Here is a 19,503-nt window from a genome sequence, read left to right on the forward strand (position 1 = left end):
GAACCATTCAAATACAGCACGACTTAATTTACAGGCTTGTCTGTAAAGAAAACTCTTTTTTTACGCGTCCATCCCATCTTATTAAGGGCTTTTAAAATGACATGATAACCAACGGTATAACCGAATTGTTGTTCAAACAGAGGGACAAGATCTTTCGCCTGAGTAAACGGTGTATTTTTTACGAAGTGCTCAAAGGCTTGAAGATCTCGAATCCTCGAAGGGCGTCCTGCATTTTGAGGTTTAGGCTGTTTGAGCTGACCAGTCTGCTGTTCGAGTAGAATCCAATCATCTAGGGTGGTTCTTGCAATATTAAACAGTTCACACGTTTTGGATTTATGCTGTGATTCTTTATAAAACTGCATGACTTTTTCACGTAAATCGACAGAATATGTTTTTGGCATGATCCTAAATCTTAGTGTTTTTTCTATTGTAGCTCATATTGGATTTTTATCTATAGCTCATATTGGATTCTTAGCTATAATCAAGCATCTGAACAAGTTATCTAAGTGACAACAACGGTAAACAGACCCAATACGGCTATGACGTGTTTGGACAACGTCTGTACAAGAAATCCCAAGACGCCTACGGCAAAGACAGCCTCACCAATAATTAATTACTGCCCATATTCTAATTTAGTTGAGTTAATTCTTCTTTTGCTAAAAAATTGCCAGATTTAGCTGACTCTTTAAACCAAGATTTTGAGATGGATAAATTTTTATCGACACCTAAACCATCTTTATATATTTTACCTAAATGATATTGTGCATCACTATCACCTTGCTTTGCTGCTTCCGAAAACCATCTTCTAGCCTCTAGTTAATTTTGCTCTATATGATCACCTGTTAAATACATCAGTGCTAGATTATATTGAGCACTGCTAACCCCTTGTCTTGCAGATTTATTAAACCATTCAAAAGCCTTTAATTTATCTTGTGGCATTCCTTTACCATGTAGAAGCATGATGGCCATATTAGCTTGAGCATCGGGATCGCCATTATTAGCAGCTATAGAATAGTATTCAATAGCTTTCGCTTCATTTTTTTTACCACCCAATCCATTACTATATATATAGCCTAACTTATTAAAAGAAGGAATATCTCCCTGATTTGCAGCTTTTTCAAACCAAAATTTTGCTTTCTCGTAATCATGTGCAATATTGGGGTTATTACTATATAAAAAGCCTAAATTGTACTGAGCATTAATATGTCCTTGATTTGCCGAAGACGTGTACCATCTGATAGCCTCATTAATATTAGGACGAATATCCCCATACCCATCAGAATAGATCACGCCCATATTGTATTGAGCTTCTGGATCGCCTTTTTCAGCTCTATTCTTAATCTCATTAATATCAATATCGGAATTATTAGAGCTGTACTGTTGACTATTTTTGTGGCTCTCAGTAGATTTAACACAGCCAGAAGTTAAAACACCGAGAAACAGAATTGTTAAAATTTTTTTTGATAACATATTTTATTTCAAATATAAATATTTTTATAATTTACTATAAATTGAATTATCTTTCCTTATCTTGAACATAAAATTAACGGTAGTGCATGAATATGACGTGATAAAAATAATAAGTTATTGATATTAAAATAACCCGAATCGCGGATAAGGATTTTTCTTTAAAATCATAAGCTCAATGTAATTTTATGATTAGTTTTTAGTGTTATCAGACCAAAGAATAGACTTTTTTATGCTCAAAATGATGGATAAGTCTCAAGATGAATAATCTCATTTCTTTAAGCAGGATTCGGGTTAAAATATATAAATGAATTATTACACGTTGGTTTTTAGCACTACTATATGTTTTTGGCATGATCCTAAATCTTAGTGTTTTTTCTATTGTAGCTCATATTGGATTTTTAGCTATAGAAGGCAAAAGCATATTGATATTGCGATTAGCTATCAAAAAAGTCGTGATGGACTTCCTTGCGCAGTACACTGCGTATCACGGACTCTACTGGTTTGAAGTTTCTAGGTGAAGGCGAATGGAAGTGTAAGAAACATGGGCCTGAATATCGTCGCCAGTGGCGTAAACTTCATATTGCTATAGATGCTGAAACCCTTCAAGTATGTGCTGTACAACTCACCACAAATAATGTCAGTGATTCACAAGTACTCGAAGATTTACTTGCTCAAATTCCACTGGATGAGCAGAGTCATTCAGTCTATTCAGATGGTGCTTATGACACAAAGCACTGCCGACAAGTCATTTTAAATCGAGATGCACATGCGACCATTCCACCAAGAAAGAATCCAAAACCATGGAAAGATCAGCAAGCGAGGTCTATAGCCAGATGTGAGTTGTACACTACATTTCAAAAATAAATATTTTTATATTTATCAATGAAATATTATTTACAACATTGTAGTGTAAGGAGTAGCTTTGGCTATATAGAGCGGAATGAGTTATTGAAAACAGTCAAACGGTTAGGAAGATCCCTTTGGAAAAAGTGGTCTGGTTATCATCGTCGAAGTTGGGTGGAAACCAAAATGCATTGCATCAAATTATTGGGCGATACATTAATATCAAAGAGTTTCCCTAGTCAGGTGAACGAGATTCGTGCAGGCGTAGCAGTACTCAACAGATTTACAGAATTAGGTCGCCCTCATACTCAAGTTGTCACTTAAATTTGGCTCACTTAGGTTAGCTCTGCCTTTCAAGCCTTTGTGCAACAAAGCCATTGAGTCTTATTTAAAATCGAAAGCATCGAGTAAACTCTCCATACCATCAGCTCAGATACATTTAAACCACAATTGGCACTCTAATGCTTAAGATTGCATTAATTTAGGCTAAACAATGATCCATTTTTTAAGATTTCATACATAATATGGTGGTTTTTATTAATATAAATGAACAGTATAAATTTTAATAAAATTAATAATTATCAATAGCTTAAAAAATAAATGTAATTTTATCTCTCTATTTGTTTATTTTTTGTTTACAACACAAATCAACTTCTGCAATAATAATGCATACCAAGTCACATTATGGGTATTTAGCGTGGGTAAATTATCTTTATTAGCATCTGTAATTATGATGACATTGACCTCTGCTACATTTGCAGGAACTCAAGTGAAATACGAAACACATTATACGATTGAGAAATCAACACAAGTTGAGCATTTAAAAATTTCTCAACCCAATATGGATCGTGTCGAATTTGAAAATGCTTAATAGATTGAAAGTCATTTTATTTTAAGTACAACCAAGAACAATAAATATCGATGATTCAAGCAAATATAAGAGTCGATATAAAACAATTAAATAGAATAAAAAAGTTTTTTTGAGTAATCGCCAACCAAAAAGATGCAACGAAGTACAATTGAGCGAATGAATAATAACAATAAATAAGAAAGTGAATTAAGTGATCGTTTTTTGGCTTGCGTTTTGTCAGAAATTCGCTATTATTCACACACAACGTTGCCGGCATAGCTCAGTTGGTAGAGCAACTGACTTGTAATCAGTAGGTCCACAGTTCGAATCCGTGTGCCGGCACCATTTTAAACTTAGCCTCGCTTTTTAGTGAGGCTTTGTTGTTTCTACAGCTCTAATTTTTAAAGTACTGCAAAAAAATATTTAATAACAATAATCCCTGAATCCACTTCAATAGTTCATAAGCTCATTCATAAAATAGATTTTGCACTTCTATCTTTTTCTAAACTTCTATCCTTTAAAATTAATCGCATTTTGTTGCGCTAATCTGAACGTAGTCCACCCATCCATCTTTATAAAGTTTTTGACACAGTTTGGCAGTCATTTCAATTTTAAAACGATCTACATGCCCTTTTTGTATGTTGAATGATTCAGACAATTGACGTTGCTGAATGTAATCTGCAAACCCTTTCAATACCCATTGACTCATATTTTCGATTTGAATGTTTTCAAAGCCCTGCTCTGTTAAAGCTTTTTCAATACCTTGATGATCCATCAGGTCTGATAAATTGACATCCGCACATTTAAGTAAAGCTTTCAGTTTTAATTTTTGAAATACCGAAATGCTCTGAAATTTTTCAGAAAGCATTAAGCTATGAAAGCCTATTCGTGCTTTTGAATTTAAAACGCCATTTACCGACTTTAAGAATGAATTTAAATTACAGTGATATGCTGCATCTATACATAAAACCACATCAAATTTAAATTCAAAATGATTGGCTTTTAAATTTAAAAACGAACCCTGTTGGATACGTTGAAGTTGAATACCTTGAATTTGTTTTAATTTTTGTTGAATGTTATCCACACATACAGCTTGTAGTTCGACTGCTTCGATGTGTTGAACGCTGAAATGCGCATGCCACAGTATAAGACTCGCACCTTTTCCACAGCCTAAATCTAGGATTTTATCGTTTGAATTTAAATGAACGGCTGTCGCCAAGTGTAATGCCAGCTGGCGACAGGCTTGTGGATAAGAATCATCAGGATGATTCCAATACCCTAAATTACTCCAAGCAAATTCATGATGATCCCCCAACATCGCTGCATTAATTGCATATTTATGTTGAGTTTGTTTAGATCGATTTACTCGAAGCCATTTCATATTCATTACCCAGTGAATTAACCATTGAGTCACAACAATGAATTGTTTAGTAACCCAGCTCTGGTGCAACCTCAACTGTAGGTTTTAATCCAACAAACGGCAATGGTGCATTGAAAATTTCACCAATATGCATCGCTGAAGTCACGGCAGATTCTAAAATAGGCAAGCCATCGCAAGACCAAGAACCACAGTAAAATACTTTACGGTCTTTATCTTTATGACGCTGTTGTAATTCACGATTAAGATTTAAGGTATTGGTATCGACCACTGCACGTGTCAAAGTCACCTTGGAAATCACTTTCTTAGGATCAATATCGATCACAGGATTCCATGTTTGGAATACAGGTGATTTACCCACTAAGCTTGGTTCAATCGAGTTCAACCACACAGAGAAATGCTGTTTGGTAAATTTACGGTCCATCATATAACTGAGGACTGACCAATCTTTACGGCGTACAGGCATCACGATTGGATCAGTATGAATCACTAATTCACCAGTAACGAATTTGAACTGTTTCAGAAGTTCAATATCGTCTGCAAATTGCGCTTTATTTAAAAACTCTTCAATCTTAGGTGTTGGTGTTGCAACGACGACGCGATCGAAACTTGCTGAGTCTCCATGCGCTGTTTCCACGTAAACCTCATCACCACGTTCTTCAACTAAGGTAATCGGTGTATTACAACGAAGTTCAATCCCTTCAATCAGTTTTTCAACCAAGGCAGGCGTACCCCCTTGGATACGTAATAATGCATCACCGTCAGTCAATTGTCCCAAAAAAACCAATAATGGTTTTGCAGGCCACTCACCAATCGTTTTTGCATCACAGGTACAGATGGTATAAAGCACCGGCATCACAGCGCCATTCCAAAATACTTCTTCAATGTGATTTTGTGCCACAAACTCAGCAAGCGTGATATTTTGATTGTCTGATTTAAAAAATTGCTTAATGGCTGTTTTTAACTGCAACATGCCCTTCACCAAACGCCAACCGTACTGCTTTAGGCCTTTCTGGTTGTTGATAATCGGGAAATTACCAATACGTGTTCTTGATGTCGTCAGCCACGTTTCTATTTTGTCTTCAAACAACCAGCTACATGACATATAAGTACGAACAGGGAAAGTTTTAATCCCTAAATGGGCAGCCAAGCTCAAGGTATTCTCCCAAAGCTTTGGATTCATCACGCGTAAAGGTGAATCAATATTGCCACCTTCATAGTTTAAGCTGTAGCTATCCATTCCACGGCCTGGGAGGGCTTCGAAAATAGTAATTTGATGTCCTGCATCTTTTAGAATTCTTGCAGTAGCGAGTCCCGCCATGCCACTTCCGATCACTGCGATCTTCAAAATGATTATCCGAGAGTTGAAAATTTTAAATATTATGCGTGAAGCCAATTCAAAATACGGTATTAAAAACTTCCAGATTTTCACTTTTAATTGATTAAAAATTAATCAAATTTACCTTTGTTAAAATTATTGTTGCTTTTTTAAACAAAACTAACTCTATAAAATATATAATTTTTTTATTAAAGATAAAAACTCTTTAAAAACAAAATAGATATTTTCACCAAAAACTAAAAAATGCAGTTTACAAGCCGAATCTAATCCATTATCATAAGCCCATAAAATGAGAACCATGTCACATTACTATAAAAATAACAGCGTGATAGAGGAAAAAATAAATAGAAATTACAGCGTAAGGACCTCCGTTATGTGGGATGGAGGTCCTTTATTTTTTTCTCATTTTTTGTCATGCCGCCAATCTATCTCTTGAATTGAGCTTATGATCAACATTAAAAATTTTTAGCAGCCACTCATATTTTAATATTGGCTGTAAATACCAAATCTTTTTTGAAGCATATCCATACAGCAACGTTTTTTATTATTTTGTATTGAACGCTTTAGAATATTTATCCTGACATATAGTGACTTGACTAAATTATTTGATTGGCTTATCCCATTAAATATGAAATAGAAAGGCGGATCGAAATCCACCTTTTATCAATTTAGACATTGAATATAGACATATCCAACTTACCAATCCTAATTTATGCAGGGATTTGGCCAAATTTTCCTGCATTGAAATCATGGAATGCTTGCACGATTTCATCTTTGGTATTCATCACAAATGGACCATGTCCTTGAATTGGCTCATTCAATGGCAAACCTGTTAATACTAAGAATTTAGCATCTTGAGTCGCTTCAAGTTGAATGGTTGGCTCATTGTCGCGGGCAAACATAACAATAGAGCTATCCATCACCTTCTGTGTACCATTGAGTAGCATTTCACCCTCAAGCACAACCACCAATGTGTTGTGATCTACAGGAACATGAATATGCTCAACAAAACCTGCTTTGAGTGCACCATCCCAAACATTTATTGGACTGTATGTACTTGCTGGACCTGTTTGATCAGCATGGCTACCTGCGATCACTCGAATGTGACCTGCATCATCCGCAAATTTCACGACAGGAATATCTTTCGATTCAATCCCCTGATAGCGAGGTGCCGACATTTTATCTTTTGCTGGCAAATTCACCCAAAGTTGGACCATTTCAAATAGACCGCCACGCTCCGCAAATTCAGGTGAATGAAACTCCTCATGCACGACACCAGATGCTGCAGTCATCCATTGCACATCACCTGTTTTAATGGTTCCACCGCCACCCGACGAGTCTTTATGCGTGACTTCACCTTGATAAGCAATGGTGACCGTTTCGAAACCACGATGTGGATGTGAACCCACACCATGCTGATCAGTGGTCGGATTAAAGTGATAAGGGGCAGCATAATCTAACAATAAAAAAGGACTAATTGCCTGACCTAAACGGTCATAAGAAAATAGATTTTTCACTGGAAAGCCATCGCCAACCCAATGCATGTGTTGATTGCGGTATACACCAATAATTCTTTTCATCTCAAACTCCTATCTCTAGGACTAAACATGCAATGATTTTAGAACTTAAGTTCAGCATAAAAAAGGCTTATCTCAACATACAGCTTCTCAACAGTAAGACAATCTTCATTTTAGATGCATTGACTCGATGATTTCCCTATCAAGTTTATCAACTTAACTAGATTGTCATATTTATAAGATTATTCTTCTCAGAATGTGTACTATTTTGAATCATGCTTAGCCATTAACATGAATCTCACATCGACATTGAAGCATGTTTTTTAACACTTAAATTCGCTTGATGACGTTCAAATTTACTTTGAGAGAGGAATAACAAAATGGGTAAACCTTACGTTCGTTTAGATAAAGACAATGCAGCAGTACTTTTGGTAGATCACCAAACAGGTCTACTTTCTTTGGTTCGTGATATTGATCCAGATAAATTTAAAAACAACGTTTTAGCACTTGCAGCAGCAGCTAAATATTTCAACTTACCAACAATCTTAACGACAAGCTTTGAAGACGGTCCAAATGGTCCATTGGTTCCTGAGCTTAAGGACATGTTCCCAAATGCACCCTATATTGCACGTCCAGGTCAAATCAATGCTTGGGATAACGAAGACTTCGTTAACGCCGTTAAAGCAACAGGCAAAAAACAATTGATCATTGCGGGTGTAGTCACTGAGGTTTGTGTTGCATTCCCGACACTGTCTGCATTAGCAGAAGATTTCGATGTATTCGTAATTACTGATGCATCTGGTACATTCAACGCATTAACACGTGATTCAGCTTGGGATCGTATGTCACAAGCTGGCGCTCAGTTGATGACTTGGTTCGGTGCATCTTGTGAATTACACCGTGATTGGCGTAATGATATCGAAGGTTTAGGTGCTTTATTTGGTCAGCATATTCCTGACTATAGCAACCTGATCCAAAGCTATATCAAAAATACTGAAAAAAAATAATCTCATCTGTTTTTAAAAGGCGGCCTTGTAGGTCGCTTTTTTATTTTCCTATAAATGATATGATCAACTACAAATCAAGCCCGCTAGAGGTCACATATGCATTCTTTTGATGATTATTACTACTTCTATTTGGTGGTTAAATATGGTGGTTTTAGCGCTGCCAGTGATATTAGCAACATCACCAAATCTAAACTGAGTCGCCGTATTCTTGATCTTGAAGCGAAGTTTAATGTCACACTCATTCAACGTTCAACTCGGCATTTTAAAGTGACTCCATTAGGTCAAGAGTTCTATGCAGAATGTAGCAAAATCATCGAACAGGCAGATCAAGCTCAAAATATACTACTTAAACAAAAAAATGAGCCTAAAGGTCTGATTAAACTCAGTTGTCCACCTGTCATGATGGAACATCAGATTCGCCCACTGTTGAATCAATTTCTAAAGGATCATCCACAGGTCGATGTCGAAATGGAGCTGACCAGTCGCCGTGTCGATGTTTTACATGATGATATTGATTTGGCGATTCGCACCAATTTTGGCGTCAATGAAGACTCAAGTATCATTGTGCGGGACGTGGTTAAAACAACACATTGTTTGGTCATCAGTCCAGAATTATTACAAGATCGAACCATTGAACATGTGACTCAAATCAATGATTTTCCAACCATTGTTTTAGGCACACAAAAAACCCAGTATCACTGGCATTTACATAACCTAAAACACCAAGATGAAATTAAAATTCTGCTCGAGCCTCGAATCAAAAGTAATGATTTGGCCGGTGTTTATTATGCGGTATTGGATGGATTAGGCATTGCTGATCTACCCTATTTAACCGTGAAGGCAGATATTGAAGCTGGTCGACTCATTCACTTACTGCCTGAATGGTGCTCTAATTTAGGCACAGTTCAATTGGTCTATGCTTCACGCAAAGGGCAACGTTTAGTGATGGAAAAACTGATTGAGCATTTGATTGAAGGCGTTCGTAGTTATGCACCAACGCATGAAGGCTATTTAATTTAGACAATTCATTATTTATTTTTTTCAATGATATACCGATTAAAAAACCCAGAACATCGTTCTGGGTTTTTCATTTTATTCAAAAATGATGCGATTAAATCAGATTGTTTAGCTTAGGGGTTAATCACTTAGATTTTACCCACCAAGTCAATTGAAGGAGCTAAAGTCGCTTCACCTTCTTTCCATTTTGCAGGGCATACTTCACCTGGATGTGCATACACGTATTGAGCTGCTTTCACTTTACGAAGTAACTCAGAAGCATCACGACCAATACCACCAGCATTAATTTCAACGATTTGGATTTTACCTTCTGGGTCAATCACAAATGTACCACGATCTGCCATACCATCCGCTTCGATTAGAACTTCGAAGTTTTTAGCTAAAGTCCACGTTGGATCACCAATCATTGGGTATTGGATTTTACCAATCACGTCTGACGTATCGTGCCAAGCTTTATGGGTAAAGTGAGTATCTGTAGATACACTATAGATCTCTACACCTAACTTTTGAAATTCAGCATAGTTATCCGCTAAATCACCTAACTCAGTCGGACATACAAATGTAAAATCTGCTGGATAGAAGAATACAACTGACCATTTACCTTTAAACTGTTGCTCTGAAACTTCAACGAAATCACCATTGTGGTAAGCAGTTGCGTTAAAAGGTTTGATATCAGTATTGATTAAACTCATGTGCTATTCCTCTGTTTCGTTCTAGGGAGTGCTTATCTGTGAAGCTAGAATACGAAAATAAATAACATCGGTAAAACAGAAGTTTTTTATAAAAATGATCGCTTTTTTAGATTTTAATAATTCTATTAAATTTAATGTTGTCATCGAATTCTTAAATAAAGTCTTTGCTTCAGTATCGCTAAAATGCAAAAAGCCTCTGTATTTACAGAGGCTTTAGATGATGATTTACCCTTTTAAAGGCGACTCATCACAGTAAAACTATGTCTTTAGAATGTGTCAGAACGGTAAGTCATCATCTAGATCTGCTGGCGCAGTTGCCATTGGCTTCGCAGGTTGTTGCTGAGGTTTAGGTGATTGGAAACCTTGGTTCACATTGTTGCCATAGCCACCTTGAGGTACTGGGGTGTTGTTATAACCACCGCCCTGTTGACCACCGTAACCACCTTGATTCGATTGGTTACTATTGTTGGCATTATTGTTAAAACGTGGTTGTTGATAACCACCTTCACCTTGGTTGTCGCTTTGTTGACGATTATTCGAATCAAGCATTTGCATTTGTTCGCCACGAATTTCTGTGGTGTAACGCTCTTGACCGCTTTGATCTGTCCATTGACGTGTACGCAATGAACCTTCGATATAAACTTTCGAACCTTTACGTAAATATTGCTGAGCAATTTCACCTAAACGGTTATGCAATACAATACGGTGCCATTCCGTTTGTTCTTTACGTTCACCGCTGGTTTTATCCGTCCAAGATTCACTTGTTGCGATTGAAAACTGAGTCAATGATCCACCATTTTGAAACGTTTTAGTTTCTGGATCTTTACCTAATGTACCAACTAAGATTACTTTATTTACGCCACGCATTTGCTGTTATCTTCCTATGTCGATTCTATGTTTTACTTTATAAGAGTTGTCATTAAATGGCTACCTCTTTACCCAACAAGAGCGTTAAATCGTGTCGCGCTGCATCATCTATAAGCAATTTATCGACTTTAATATATGCAACTTGCTGCTCGGGCATCACCACGACCTCTTCAATACCACGAATTGCCAATAATTGAGAAGTCCATTCATCCGTTTGTTTATGGTCTGGCAAACTAAAAATGACAGAAGATAAATAGCGTGGTTGAGACAAGCCAAAACTAATCAATAACCAGATAATCGCAATCCCCGTCAGAATGCTCCAACCGAGCGACGTATTGTTTAAAACCAGGAGTTGACCACCCAAAATACCACCACAGAATGCCCCTAAAAATTGTCCACTGGCATTGACACCCATCGCTGTCGCTTTGGATTGAATCGGTGCTGCTTTGGATAACCAAGAAGGGAGTAACGCTTCCATCACGTTAAAGGCAATAAAGAATAACCCCAAGCCCAACAACAAGATATATTTGGATTCAAATCCAAAAATCATCACCAATAAGCCAGCGATAATGCCTGCAATTGCGGTCAAGAATATGCCCCGAATTTTGCGATATTTTTCAGCCAAAATAATGCTTGGAAAAGCAAAGAACAGACTGATCACCAGCAATGGTAAATATACCAAACCATGACTGGATAATGGAATATCTGCAAAGTTAATCAGCTGTGAAGGCACATAAATAAACATTGCAGTAAGCAGTAAATGCAGGGTAAATACTGAGACATGAAGTCGATTCAAATCCTTCATTTTCAAGACTTGTTTCAACTGTGTGAGATAGCCTTGTTGGAAGTTCTTATGGTGTCGTGTGGTTTTCGGCACCATAAACACCATGCCAATCGCCAACAATCCCATCAGCGTGGTCACCCAAAACAATCCTGAAATGCCCATCACACCCGTTAACCAAGGGCCTAAACTAAACGCAATCACAAAGGATACGCCAATACTCATGCCCATGGTTGCCATGGCTTTCATGCGGTTTTCTTCGCGGGTGACATCAGCAAGTAGTGCCATCACTACCGCAGAAACTGCTCCACCCCCTGCGATGGCTCGTCCAATAATCACACCATAAATAGTTTCAGACATCGCGGCAATTGCACCACCCAAAGCGAATAACAATAATCCTAAAATGATTAAGGGCTTTCGACTAAAACGGTCGGCAATGAGGCTAAATGGAATCTGTAACAGCGCTTGGGTTAAACCATAGACCCCGACGGCCAAACCAATCAAAGCCGGGGTTGCATATTGATATGACTGCCCTGCAACTGAAAATACAGGCACGATCATGAACAGGCCCAACATTCGCAGTGCAAATATACTGCTCAATGCAAAAGTGGAACGGCGTTCTAAGGCATTCATCATATCTATAGCTTTCTAATCAAGGGCGAAGTTTGATGGTCTCATCATGGCATAAAGTGACTATATAAAGTCATGATCTAAAGAACACATCTGAAAATAAATAAGGGCGCAATTGCTTGCACCCTTATTTTAATCTAAATCTGCTGGAATTATTAACTCCATACAAATTTAATATTGAACCTAGCCTTGTCTAGCTAAGCTTAGCTTGCCTTTTCTTGTATTGGATCGAAGCAATAATCGCCCAAACAATGAAGGCAACACCGATCAAACCTGTTACCACTTCTGGCACATGTAGACCTGTACCACTTGCAATCATGATGAATGCAAGCGCACCAATCGCATAGTGAGCACCATGTTCAAGGTAGATATACGCATCCAATGTGCCTTTTTCCACCAAGTAGATCGTGATTGAACGTACAAAGATCGCACCAATCGCAAGACCTAACATGATCACAACCACATCAGAAGTAATCGCAAATGCACCAATTACACCATCAAAACTGAATGATGCATCAAGGACTTCGAGGTATAAGAAACCACCGATACCTGCTTTTACGACCCCTGCTGGCACACCATTGCTATCATGAGTGACAGCATTTCCATGCTCATCAATTTCAGGCTCGCCACCCAGTAAATGACTGAGAACTTGAACACCGATGTAAATCACGATACCCCAAATACCCGCCATCGTTACCACAAGGCGTTTTGCTTCATCCACATTTGCAGCCATGATAAGTAGCGCAACTAATGCGATGAATACTGAAAGTGCTGGAACACTCGCAAGATTTGCTAAACGACGTTCAATGAACTTGAACCAATGCGTATCTTTACCCTCATCCAAGAAGAAGTTTAAGAACACCATCAATAAGAATGCACCACCAAAAGCAGCAATTTCAGGATGATGATTCATTAAACGTGCTGAATATTCTTTTGGATCATTCAATGCCAGTTGGATGACTTCAACAAAGCCCATGTCTGCGGTAACAGCAACGATGACAATGGGGAAAATCAAACGCATACCAAATACAGCAACCACGATACCCACGGTCAAAAAGAGCATTTTCCAAAAATGATCCCAATGACGCAGAACAGATGCATTCACAACAGCATTGTCAAATGATAACGAAATTTCCATTACAGCAAGAATGGCGGTAATCGTCAGTACCGTAAACATGGTCTTTAAACCTGCTTCTGGCCCATGGGTATAGCCCCAATAAGCAGACAAGGCAAGACACACGATCGTAAATACGATAGAGAAACCAAAATGTTTCCACATGAGAATTTGACCTTTAAGAATTGAAATTGACTAAAATTAAAACGCAATAAATCTATGTATTGTTTTATGGCGCAATTATGACCCTTTTTTGATTTCAAAACCAAAAAATCTTCGTATTGTTTTTGAATAGAAAAAATCTCTAAATTGAATTTATTTCTCTTCTTCGAGGACTGTTGCTATAGTTTTTCTCTTCAATGCACTTTATCTAGGATCAAGGATGAGTTTTTCTCAAGACGTTTGGCAACGTAATCTTTCTCTCTACCAAAAAACCTTAGCTCTCCCTTTTAACCAAGAACTTGCCCAAGGCACTTTAAACACAGCTGCGTTTTGCCACTACGTCATTCAAGATGCACATTATTTACTGGCGTATGGTCGTGCCCTATCTGTGTGTGCAGCAAAAGCATTTGATGCAGATGCCGTCATTCAATTTAGCCAAGGGGCAAAAGAGGCGATTATCGTTGAGCGTGAGCTGCATAACGGTTTTATGCATGAGTTTGGCATTACCAAAGCTGATTTTGAAAATACACCCTTAACCGCTGCTTGCCATCATTACACTTCATTTTTAACCGCTACAGCATGGTCTGAAAGTTATCCTGTGGTTTTGGCTTCACTGCTCCCGTGTTATTGGATTTATGCCGAAGTCGGCAAAGATATCGTTTCAAAATCAGTTCCCAACAATCCATTTCAAGCATGGATCGATACTTATTCTGGCGAACATTTTAATGAAGAAGTGCGTAAAGTCTTAGCCATCATTGATGCAGTTGCCGAAACTGCCGATGCTGAGACGATTGAAAAAATGCATCAGACTTATACCAAAGGTGCTGAACTTGAGTATTTATTTTGGGATAGTGCTTACCATCAACGGAAATGGCTCAGCTTGGACTAACAAGATTGGATTAACAAAATATGAGATGCACTGAAAATAAAGGGATTAATAAAACCTTGAGCTGAGATGCTTAAACAACACATGTGGCTAAGTAGAGCAGTCCTGCTTAGCCTTTTTAAGTCTAATCAATCGACTGAGCCTAATTCGATGTATAAATCTTTTAGAACGATTTCCTGTACTTCCATCATTTGCCCTTCATCATTTTTTCATCCACTTTAATCCTAAAAAAATAAGGCTAGACAGATAAAGAAAAATCCAACACAATTAATGATAACGATTATCATTATCGAATAATTAGATTTTTAATCATTAGTGAGGGCTTCTCATGCAACAACATACTTTAGGAACAGAGGCGATTCGTGCTTATTTTACGTTGCAATGCTGTTGGTTGAATAATGAAGAAATTTATTTAGAGAAAGGATGTTCGCATTGTGGCTCGGCTGCCACCTATTTACTTTATTTTACCCACCGACATATCCAAAAATTGATGTTGGATTTCATTGCCAAATTTCCATGCCTAACCTCACCCAAGGTCGAGTTTTATACCATCCCGCATTTTGAAAAAGAATATAACGACTTCTTACAAATCCTCGAAAAAGAAGTGAATTTCTATGCGCGTCAACATCATGACATTCCACGGCATTATGCATTTGAACAGATTGATTCTATTTTTGAGCGTAGCCATTTACATGCGTGCTAAGCAGTGAATCGAATGAGTCATGAATCACACACTTAAACGACAATCATTTTTCTACTTTTATAATTCTTATATATTTCCATTTACAGCCTAAAATTCTATTCAACACCCTTACGAACGCATCTGAGCAGAATACAAAATTGATTCTGCTTGATGCATTTATCAGCTTGAAAGATGACTTTTTGAAATGTGCCGACATCATTTGTCGTTTTATTTTATTAAAAACCTACTTGAACAAAATTAAATCGTTATCATATATAACCTTCAATTTGCATAACATCGAGATGTTTTTATGAGCCAAAGTCATATCCGTATTCGAGGCGCACGTACCCATAACTTAAAAAATGTGTCACTCGATATTCCACGCGATAAGTTCGTGGTGATTACGGGACTTTCAGGTTCAGGTAAATCATCTCTAGCTTTTGATACCTTATATGCTGAAGGTCAACGTCGCTATGTGGAATCTTTATCTGCTTATGCACGTCAATTCTTATCACAAATGGAAAAACCTGAAGTCGATTCAATTGAAGGTCTAAGCCCTGCGATTGCGATTGAACAAAAATCAACGAGTCATAACCCACGCTCTACTGTGGGTACAATTACCGAAATTTACGATTATCTTCGTCTGCTATATGCACGTGTCGGTACACCCTACTGTCCTGAACATGACCTGCCGATGGTCGCTCAAACTGTTTCGGAAATGGTCGATGCAGTCAAAGCCTTAGATGAAGGCACAGCATTAATGCTTCTTGCACCTGTGGTTCGTGATCGTAAAGGTGAATACACCAATCTATTTGAACAGCTGCAAGGTCAAGGTTTTGTTCGCGCACGTGTTGATGGTGAAATCATTGAAATTGATTCACCACCTGAACTGGATAAAAAGAAAAAACACACCATCGAAGTCGTTGTAGATCGTTTTAAAGTCCGCGATGATTTGGGTAACCGTATTGCTGAATCCTTTGAAACGGCACTTCGTTTAGGTGGTGACATCGCAATTTTGGCATGGATGAATGACGAACAGCCTGAACGTACATTCTCAGCAAAACATTCTTGCCCGCAATGTGACCGTGCTGTGGCTGAACTTGAACCTCGTTTATTCTCATTTAACAATCCATTCGGCGCATGCCCTGTCTGTGATGGTTTAGGTACACGCAGTCACTTTAGTGCGGATAAACTGATACCTTCTCAAGATGTTTCTTTAAGCCAAGGTGCAATTCGTGGTTGGGATCGTCAGCGTCCTTACTATTACACCATGATTCAAAAAGTCGCGGGTCATTATGGTTTTTCGCTGGATACGCCTTGGAATGAACTTGATGCGGATACCAAAAAGAAATTCCTTTATGGTACAGGTAAAGAAAAAATTGACCTGAGTTATATCGATGAACGTGGTCGTAAACATTCTCGAGTTCAAGCTTTTGAAGGAGTCTTGCCTCATTTAGAGCGACGCTACCGTGAAACAGAGTCGAACTATGTCCGTGAAGACTTAGCACAGTATTTATCTAATGCCGCATGTGATGCTTGTGATGGTTCACGTCTGAATGAAATTTCGCGTAATGTGAAAATCTTAGATAAAACTATCGCTCAGATTACCAAAATGTCGATTGGTGATGCTGAAGCCTATTATCAAGATTTGCAACTTGAAGGTGCTAAGGGCGAAATTGGCGACAAGATTTTTAAAGAAATCCGTGAACGTCTTCATTTCCTTGTATCTGTTGGTTTGAATTATTTAAGCCTGTCTCGTTCCGCTGAAACACTCTCAGGTGGTGAAGCACAGCGTATTCGTTTGGCTTCGCAAATTGGTGCAGGTTTGATGGGCGTGATGTACGTGCTGGATGAACCATCCATTGGTTTGCATCAACGTGATAATGACCGTCTGCTTGAAACTTTGGTTCGCTTACGTGATTTGGGAAATACCGTTCTGGTCGTTGAGCATGATGAAGATGCGATTCGGGCGGCGGATCATATTATTGATATTGGTCCTGGTGCAGGTGTGCATGGTGGTCATATCATCGCTGAAGGTACTTATGAGGAGATTCTGGCAAATAAAGAATCCCTCACAGGACAGTATTTATCAGGCAAACTCAAAATTGAAGTGCCGAAAGTCCGTCTAACATCGCCAAAGCCTGATGAAAAAATCAAGCTGATGGGGGCAGCAGGTCATAATTTAAAAAATGTTGATCTGACTATTCCGTTGGGTGTCATGACCTGTGTCACAGGTGTTTCAGGCTCAGGTAAATCAACACTGATTAACCGTACGCTTTTGCCATTGGCTGCAACGCAGTTGAATGGTGCAACCACGTTAACCGCGGAAAAATTCGATTCGATTGATGGTTTGCAGTTCCTCGATAAAGTCGTGGATATTGACCAAAGTCCGATTGGTCGTACCCCTCGTTCTAACCCTGCAACCTATACAGGCTTATTCACCCCAATTCGTGAATTGTTTGCACAAACCCCTGAAGCGAAAGCGCGTGGTTATGCGGCAGGTCGTTTCTCGTTTAACGTGAAAGGGGGGCGCTGTGAAGCCTGTGAAGGCGACGGTATGATCAAGGTGGCGATGCATTTCTTACCAGATATGTATGTGCCTTGTGATTCATGTCATGGCAAGCGCTATAACCGCGAAACTTTAGAAGTGGGCTTTAAGGGTAAAAATATTTCTGATGTCTTAGAAATGACCGTTGAAGATGCGATGCATTTCTTTGATGCGATTCCTGTGATTCACCGCCGTTTAGAAACTTTAACGCAAGTAGGCTTGGGTTATATCCGTTTGGGTCAATCTGCGACGACGCTTTCAGGTGGTGAAGCGCAACGTGTGAAACTGGCACGTGAACTTGCAAAGCGTGATACAGGCAAGACTTTATATGTGCTTGATGAACCGACGACAGGTTTGCATTTCCATGATATTGCTAAGCTTTTAGATATCTTGCATGAGCTTCGTAATAAAGGGAATACTATCGTGGTGATTGAACATAATTTGGATGTAATCAAAACTGCGGATTGGGTGATTGATCTAGGTCCAGAGGGTGGTTCAGGTGGCGGTATGATTATTGCCGAAGGGACACCTGAGGAAGTGGTAAAAGTGAAAGCGTCACATACAGGTAAGTTCTTAAAGCCGATGTTGAAGTAACTTAATCAAAGAGGTTGAGTTATAATATTAACTCAACTTTTTTTTGATTAAATTATGTCGACAAGAAAAAAATTACAACAAAAAGATCTCAAATCTCTTTGGGCTCTATCAGCAGGTATTTGTGCTAATCCCTCATGCAATAGAAACATTATTGAATCTACCATTAATCATTCATTAGTCGTGATTGGGGAACAAGCACATATAATTTCTCATAGTACAGATGGTCCTAGAAATAATCAGGATCGTTTAATTAACGATGTAGATTCTGTTGAAAACCTAATTTTACTATGTAGTACATGTCATACTTTAATCGATAAAGCCGAACAAGATTATCCCATTGAGCTTTTACGTGAATGGAAAAAAATACATGAAGAAAAAGTTCAAGCTATATTTAAAGATAAAAAATTTGACAATCTGAATTCCCTAAAGTTGGAAATTAAAAAAATATTAGATGAAAACTACTATTTATTTAACGAATATGGTCCAAAATCGAAAGTATCTCAAAACTTACTTTCAAATACTGTAGAACTATGGCACAAACACATTGTTGAAGATATTCTACCTAATAATAGAAAAATCATTAATTTAATAGAAAGTAATATTGAGTTATGGACTAATAATTTAGTTTTCATCAAAATGAAAGCTCATGTAAAAGCGTATGAATTACATTTCTCTAATCCACTAGAAAGTTATCAACTGTTCCCTATTGAATTTAAAGAGTTTATATATGACTGATATTTATAACAATTGGGGTGTAAAATACTGTCGTATTTTATTAGACCTCTTGCGAAAGTCATTATTGCAAGTTTATCCGGTTTACCAGTGCAGCGATTAAGCTAATGCGTAAACCGAATCGCTTGCGTCTATTTCGGTAGCGTTCACTCAATATTCTAAATGTTTTTAATTGACGATTGATGTGTTCAATCACAATTCGTATTTCTCCAATGATTTTATTGTACTTTTTCTCAATATCAGATAAGGCAGAATTCTTCTTTTTCTTAATAGGAGTCAATAGCTTAAATCCACGCTCCTCTAGTCCATGATACCCTAAATCAGTAACCACATATTCACAATGCTTGAATTTTGCAATCGTTTTTCTTGCCAATTTAATGTCATGTTGACTACC

Annotated in this window: 16 protein-coding genes, 1 tRNA gene and 2 pseudogenes; 9 read left to right on the forward strand and 10 right to left on the reverse strand. The window is 38.0% G+C overall.

The annotated features are described in order from the left end of the window. Window positions 1-23: 23 nt before the first annotated feature. Together AC5YD2_RS14890 and AC5YD2_RS14895 are read right to left on the reverse strand one after the other, a co-directional pair. Window positions 24-401, reverse strand: a complete 378-nt coding sequence (locus AC5YD2_RS14890; RefSeq protein ID WP_496125791.1) for an IS630 transposase-related protein — start codon at window positions 399-401, stop codon at window positions 24-26. Between the two features lie 226 nt (window positions 402-627). After that, window positions 628-1,470, reverse strand: a pseudogene (locus AC5YD2_RS14895) (tetratricopeptide repeat protein). Between the two features lie 406 nt (window positions 1,471-1,876). Here AC5YD2_RS14895 and AC5YD2_RS14900 point away from each other — a divergent pair. The 3 genes and pseudogenes from AC5YD2_RS14900 to AC5YD2_RS14910 all read left to right on the forward strand — a co-directional run. Then, window positions 1,877-2,637: pseudogene (locus AC5YD2_RS14900) on the forward strand (IS5 family transposase); the annotation flags it as partial. A 373-nt stretch (window positions 2,638-3,010) separates the two neighbouring features. After that, entirely contained in the window at window positions 3,011-3,184 is a 174-nt protein-coding gene (locus tag AC5YD2_RS14905) for a hypothetical protein (protein WP_496127077.1), read from the forward strand. 248 nt (window positions 3,185-3,432) lie between these two features. Next, window positions 3,433-3,508 (forward strand) — tRNA-Thr (locus AC5YD2_RS14910). A gap of 178 nt (window positions 3,509-3,686) precedes the next feature. On the opposite strand, the gene AC5YD2_RS14915 is transcribed toward AC5YD2_RS14910, so the two are convergent. The 3 genes from AC5YD2_RS14915 to AC5YD2_RS14925 form a co-directional block, all read right to left on the reverse strand. Continuing rightward, window positions 3,687-4,544, reverse strand: coding sequence for an SAM-dependent methyltransferase (locus AC5YD2_RS14915; RefSeq protein WP_496127078.1), 858 nt, complete (start codon window positions 4,542-4,544; stop codon window positions 3,687-3,689). Between the two features lie 46 nt (window positions 4,545-4,590). Then, the gene (locus AC5YD2_RS14920; protein ID WP_496127079.1) at window positions 4,591-5,889 is read right to left on the reverse strand and encodes an FAD-dependent oxidoreductase; all 1,299 of its coding nucleotides are present in this window, start codon (window positions 5,887-5,889) and stop codon (window positions 4,591-4,593) included. Window positions 5,890-6,590: 701 nt separating this feature from the next. Further along, window positions 6,591-7,460 (reverse strand): pirin family protein, encoded by an 870-nt coding sequence (locus AC5YD2_RS14925; protein ID WP_496127080.1) that lies wholly within the window; start codon window positions 7,458-7,460, stop codon window positions 6,591-6,593. 317 nt (window positions 7,461-7,777) lie between these two features. On the opposite strand from AC5YD2_RS14925, the gene ycaC reads away from it, so the two are divergent. Together ycaC and AC5YD2_RS14935 are read left to right on the forward strand one after the other, a co-directional pair. Beyond that, window positions 7,778-8,404, forward strand: coding sequence for an isochorismate family cysteine hydrolase YcaC (ycaC, locus tag AC5YD2_RS14930; RefSeq protein WP_496127081.1), 627 nt, complete (start codon window positions 7,778-7,780; stop codon window positions 8,402-8,404). A 96-nt stretch (window positions 8,405-8,500) separates the two neighbouring features. Beyond that, window positions 8,501-9,424 (forward strand): LysR substrate-binding domain-containing protein, encoded by a 924-nt coding sequence (locus AC5YD2_RS14935; protein ID WP_496127082.1) that lies wholly within the window; start codon window positions 8,501-8,503, stop codon window positions 9,422-9,424. A 125-nt stretch (window positions 9,425-9,549) separates the two neighbouring features. On the opposite strand, the gene ahpC is transcribed toward AC5YD2_RS14935, so the two are convergent. The 4 genes from ahpC to AC5YD2_RS14955 form a co-directional block, all read right to left on the reverse strand. After that, window positions 9,550-10,113: an alkyl hydroperoxide reductase subunit C gene (gene ahpC, locus AC5YD2_RS14940; protein ID WP_496127083.1), complete on the reverse strand. Its 564-nt coding sequence runs from the start codon at window positions 10,111-10,113 to the stop codon at window positions 9,550-9,552. Window positions 10,114-10,389: 276 nt separating this feature from the next. After that, entirely contained in the window at window positions 10,390-10,980 is a 591-nt protein-coding gene (gene ssb, locus AC5YD2_RS14945) for a single-stranded DNA-binding protein (protein ID WP_496127084.1), read from the reverse strand. A gap of 52 nt (window positions 10,981-11,032) precedes the next feature. Then, the gene (locus AC5YD2_RS14950) at window positions 11,033-12,397 is read right to left on the reverse strand and encodes an MFS transporter (protein WP_496127085.1); all 1,365 of its coding nucleotides are present in this window, start codon (window positions 12,395-12,397) and stop codon (window positions 11,033-11,035) included. A gap of 187 nt (window positions 12,398-12,584) precedes the next feature. Next, window positions 12,585-13,670 (reverse strand): DUF475 domain-containing protein, encoded by a 1,086-nt coding sequence (locus AC5YD2_RS14955; protein ID WP_496127086.1) that lies wholly within the window; start codon window positions 13,668-13,670, stop codon window positions 12,585-12,587. Between the two features lie 217 nt (window positions 13,671-13,887). On the opposite strand from AC5YD2_RS14955, the gene tenA reads away from it, so the two are divergent. The 4 genes from tenA (at window position 13,888) to AC5YD2_RS14975 (ending at window position 19,112) form a co-directional block, all read left to right on the forward strand. Continuing rightward, window positions 13,888-14,556, forward strand: a complete 669-nt coding sequence (gene tenA / locus AC5YD2_RS14960) for a thiaminase II (protein ID WP_496127087.1) — start codon at window positions 13,888-13,890, stop codon at window positions 14,554-14,556. 325 nt (window positions 14,557-14,881) lie between these two features. After that, window positions 14,882-15,256 (forward strand): hypothetical protein, encoded by a 375-nt coding sequence (locus AC5YD2_RS14965; RefSeq protein WP_496127088.1) that lies wholly within the window; start codon window positions 14,882-14,884, stop codon window positions 15,254-15,256. Between the two features lie 289 nt (window positions 15,257-15,545). Beyond that, window positions 15,546-18,377 carry an excinuclease ABC subunit UvrA gene (gene uvrA / locus AC5YD2_RS14970; protein ID WP_496127089.1) on the forward strand — a complete coding sequence of 944 codons (2,832 nt, stop codon included), beginning with the start codon at window positions 15,546-15,548 and terminating at the stop codon, window positions 18,375-18,377. A gap of 54 nt (window positions 18,378-18,431) precedes the next feature. Continuing rightward, window positions 18,432-19,112 carry an HNH endonuclease signature motif containing protein gene (locus AC5YD2_RS14975; protein ID WP_496127090.1) on the forward strand — a complete coding sequence of 227 codons (681 nt, stop codon included), beginning with the start codon at window positions 18,432-18,434 and terminating at the stop codon, window positions 19,110-19,112. Between the two features lie 61 nt (window positions 19,113-19,173). On the opposite strand, the gene AC5YD2_RS14980 is transcribed toward AC5YD2_RS14975, so the two are convergent. Continuing rightward, window positions 19,174-19,503, reverse strand: a 330-nt coding sequence (locus AC5YD2_RS14980) for a transposase family protein (protein ID WP_496125492.1), incomplete at its 5' end; no start/stop codon positions are given.

It is taken from the genome of Acinetobacter sp. CY73 (genome assembly GCF_059515865.1).

What these genes read in the sequence shown, in the direction of transcription:
- ycaC (WP_496127081.1), top strand. Translation starts at nt 7,778, where the DNA reads ATGGGTAAACCTTACGTTCGTTTAGATAAAGACAATGCAGCAGTACTT.
- ahpC (WP_496127083.1), bottom strand. Translation starts at nt 10,113, where the DNA reads ATGAGTTTAATCAATACTGATATCAAACCTTTTAACGCAACTGCTTAC.
- tenA (WP_496127087.1), top strand. Translation starts at nt 13,888, where the DNA reads ATGAGTTTTTCTCAAGACGTTTGGCAACGTAATCTTTCTCTCTACCAA.
- AC5YD2_RS14915 (WP_496127078.1), bottom strand. Translation starts at nt 4,544, where the DNA reads ATGAAATGGCTTCGAGTAAATCGATCTAAACAAACTCAACATAAATAT.
- AC5YD2_RS14950 (WP_496127085.1), bottom strand. Translation starts at nt 12,397, where the DNA reads ATGATGAATGCCTTAGAACGCCGTTCCACTTTTGCATTGAGCAGTATA.
- AC5YD2_RS14975 (WP_496127090.1), top strand. Translation starts at nt 18,432, where the DNA reads ATGTCGACAAGAAAAAAATTACAACAAAAAGATCTCAAATCTCTTTGG.
- AC5YD2_RS14955 (WP_496127086.1), bottom strand. Translation starts at nt 13,670, where the DNA reads ATGTGGAAACATTTTGGTTTCTCTATCGTATTTACGATCGTGTGTCTT.
- AC5YD2_RS14890 (WP_496125791.1), bottom strand. Translation starts at nt 401, where the DNA reads ATGCCAAAAACATATTCTGTCGATTTACGTGAAAAAGTCATGCAGTTT.
- ssb (WP_496127084.1), bottom strand. Translation starts at nt 10,980, where the DNA reads ATGCGTGGCGTAAATAAAGTAATCTTAGTTGGTACATTAGGTAAAGAT.
- AC5YD2_RS14965 (WP_496127088.1), top strand. Translation starts at nt 14,882, where the DNA reads ATGCAACAACATACTTTAGGAACAGAGGCGATTCGTGCTTATTTTACG.
- AC5YD2_RS14935 (WP_496127082.1), top strand. Translation starts at nt 8,501, where the DNA reads ATGCATTCTTTTGATGATTATTACTACTTCTATTTGGTGGTTAAATAT.
- uvrA (WP_496127089.1), top strand. Translation starts at nt 15,546, where the DNA reads ATGAGCCAAAGTCATATCCGTATTCGAGGCGCACGTACCCATAACTTA.
- AC5YD2_RS14925 (WP_496127080.1), bottom strand. Translation starts at nt 7,460, where the DNA reads ATGAAAAGAATTATTGGTGTATACCGCAATCAACACATGCATTGGGTT.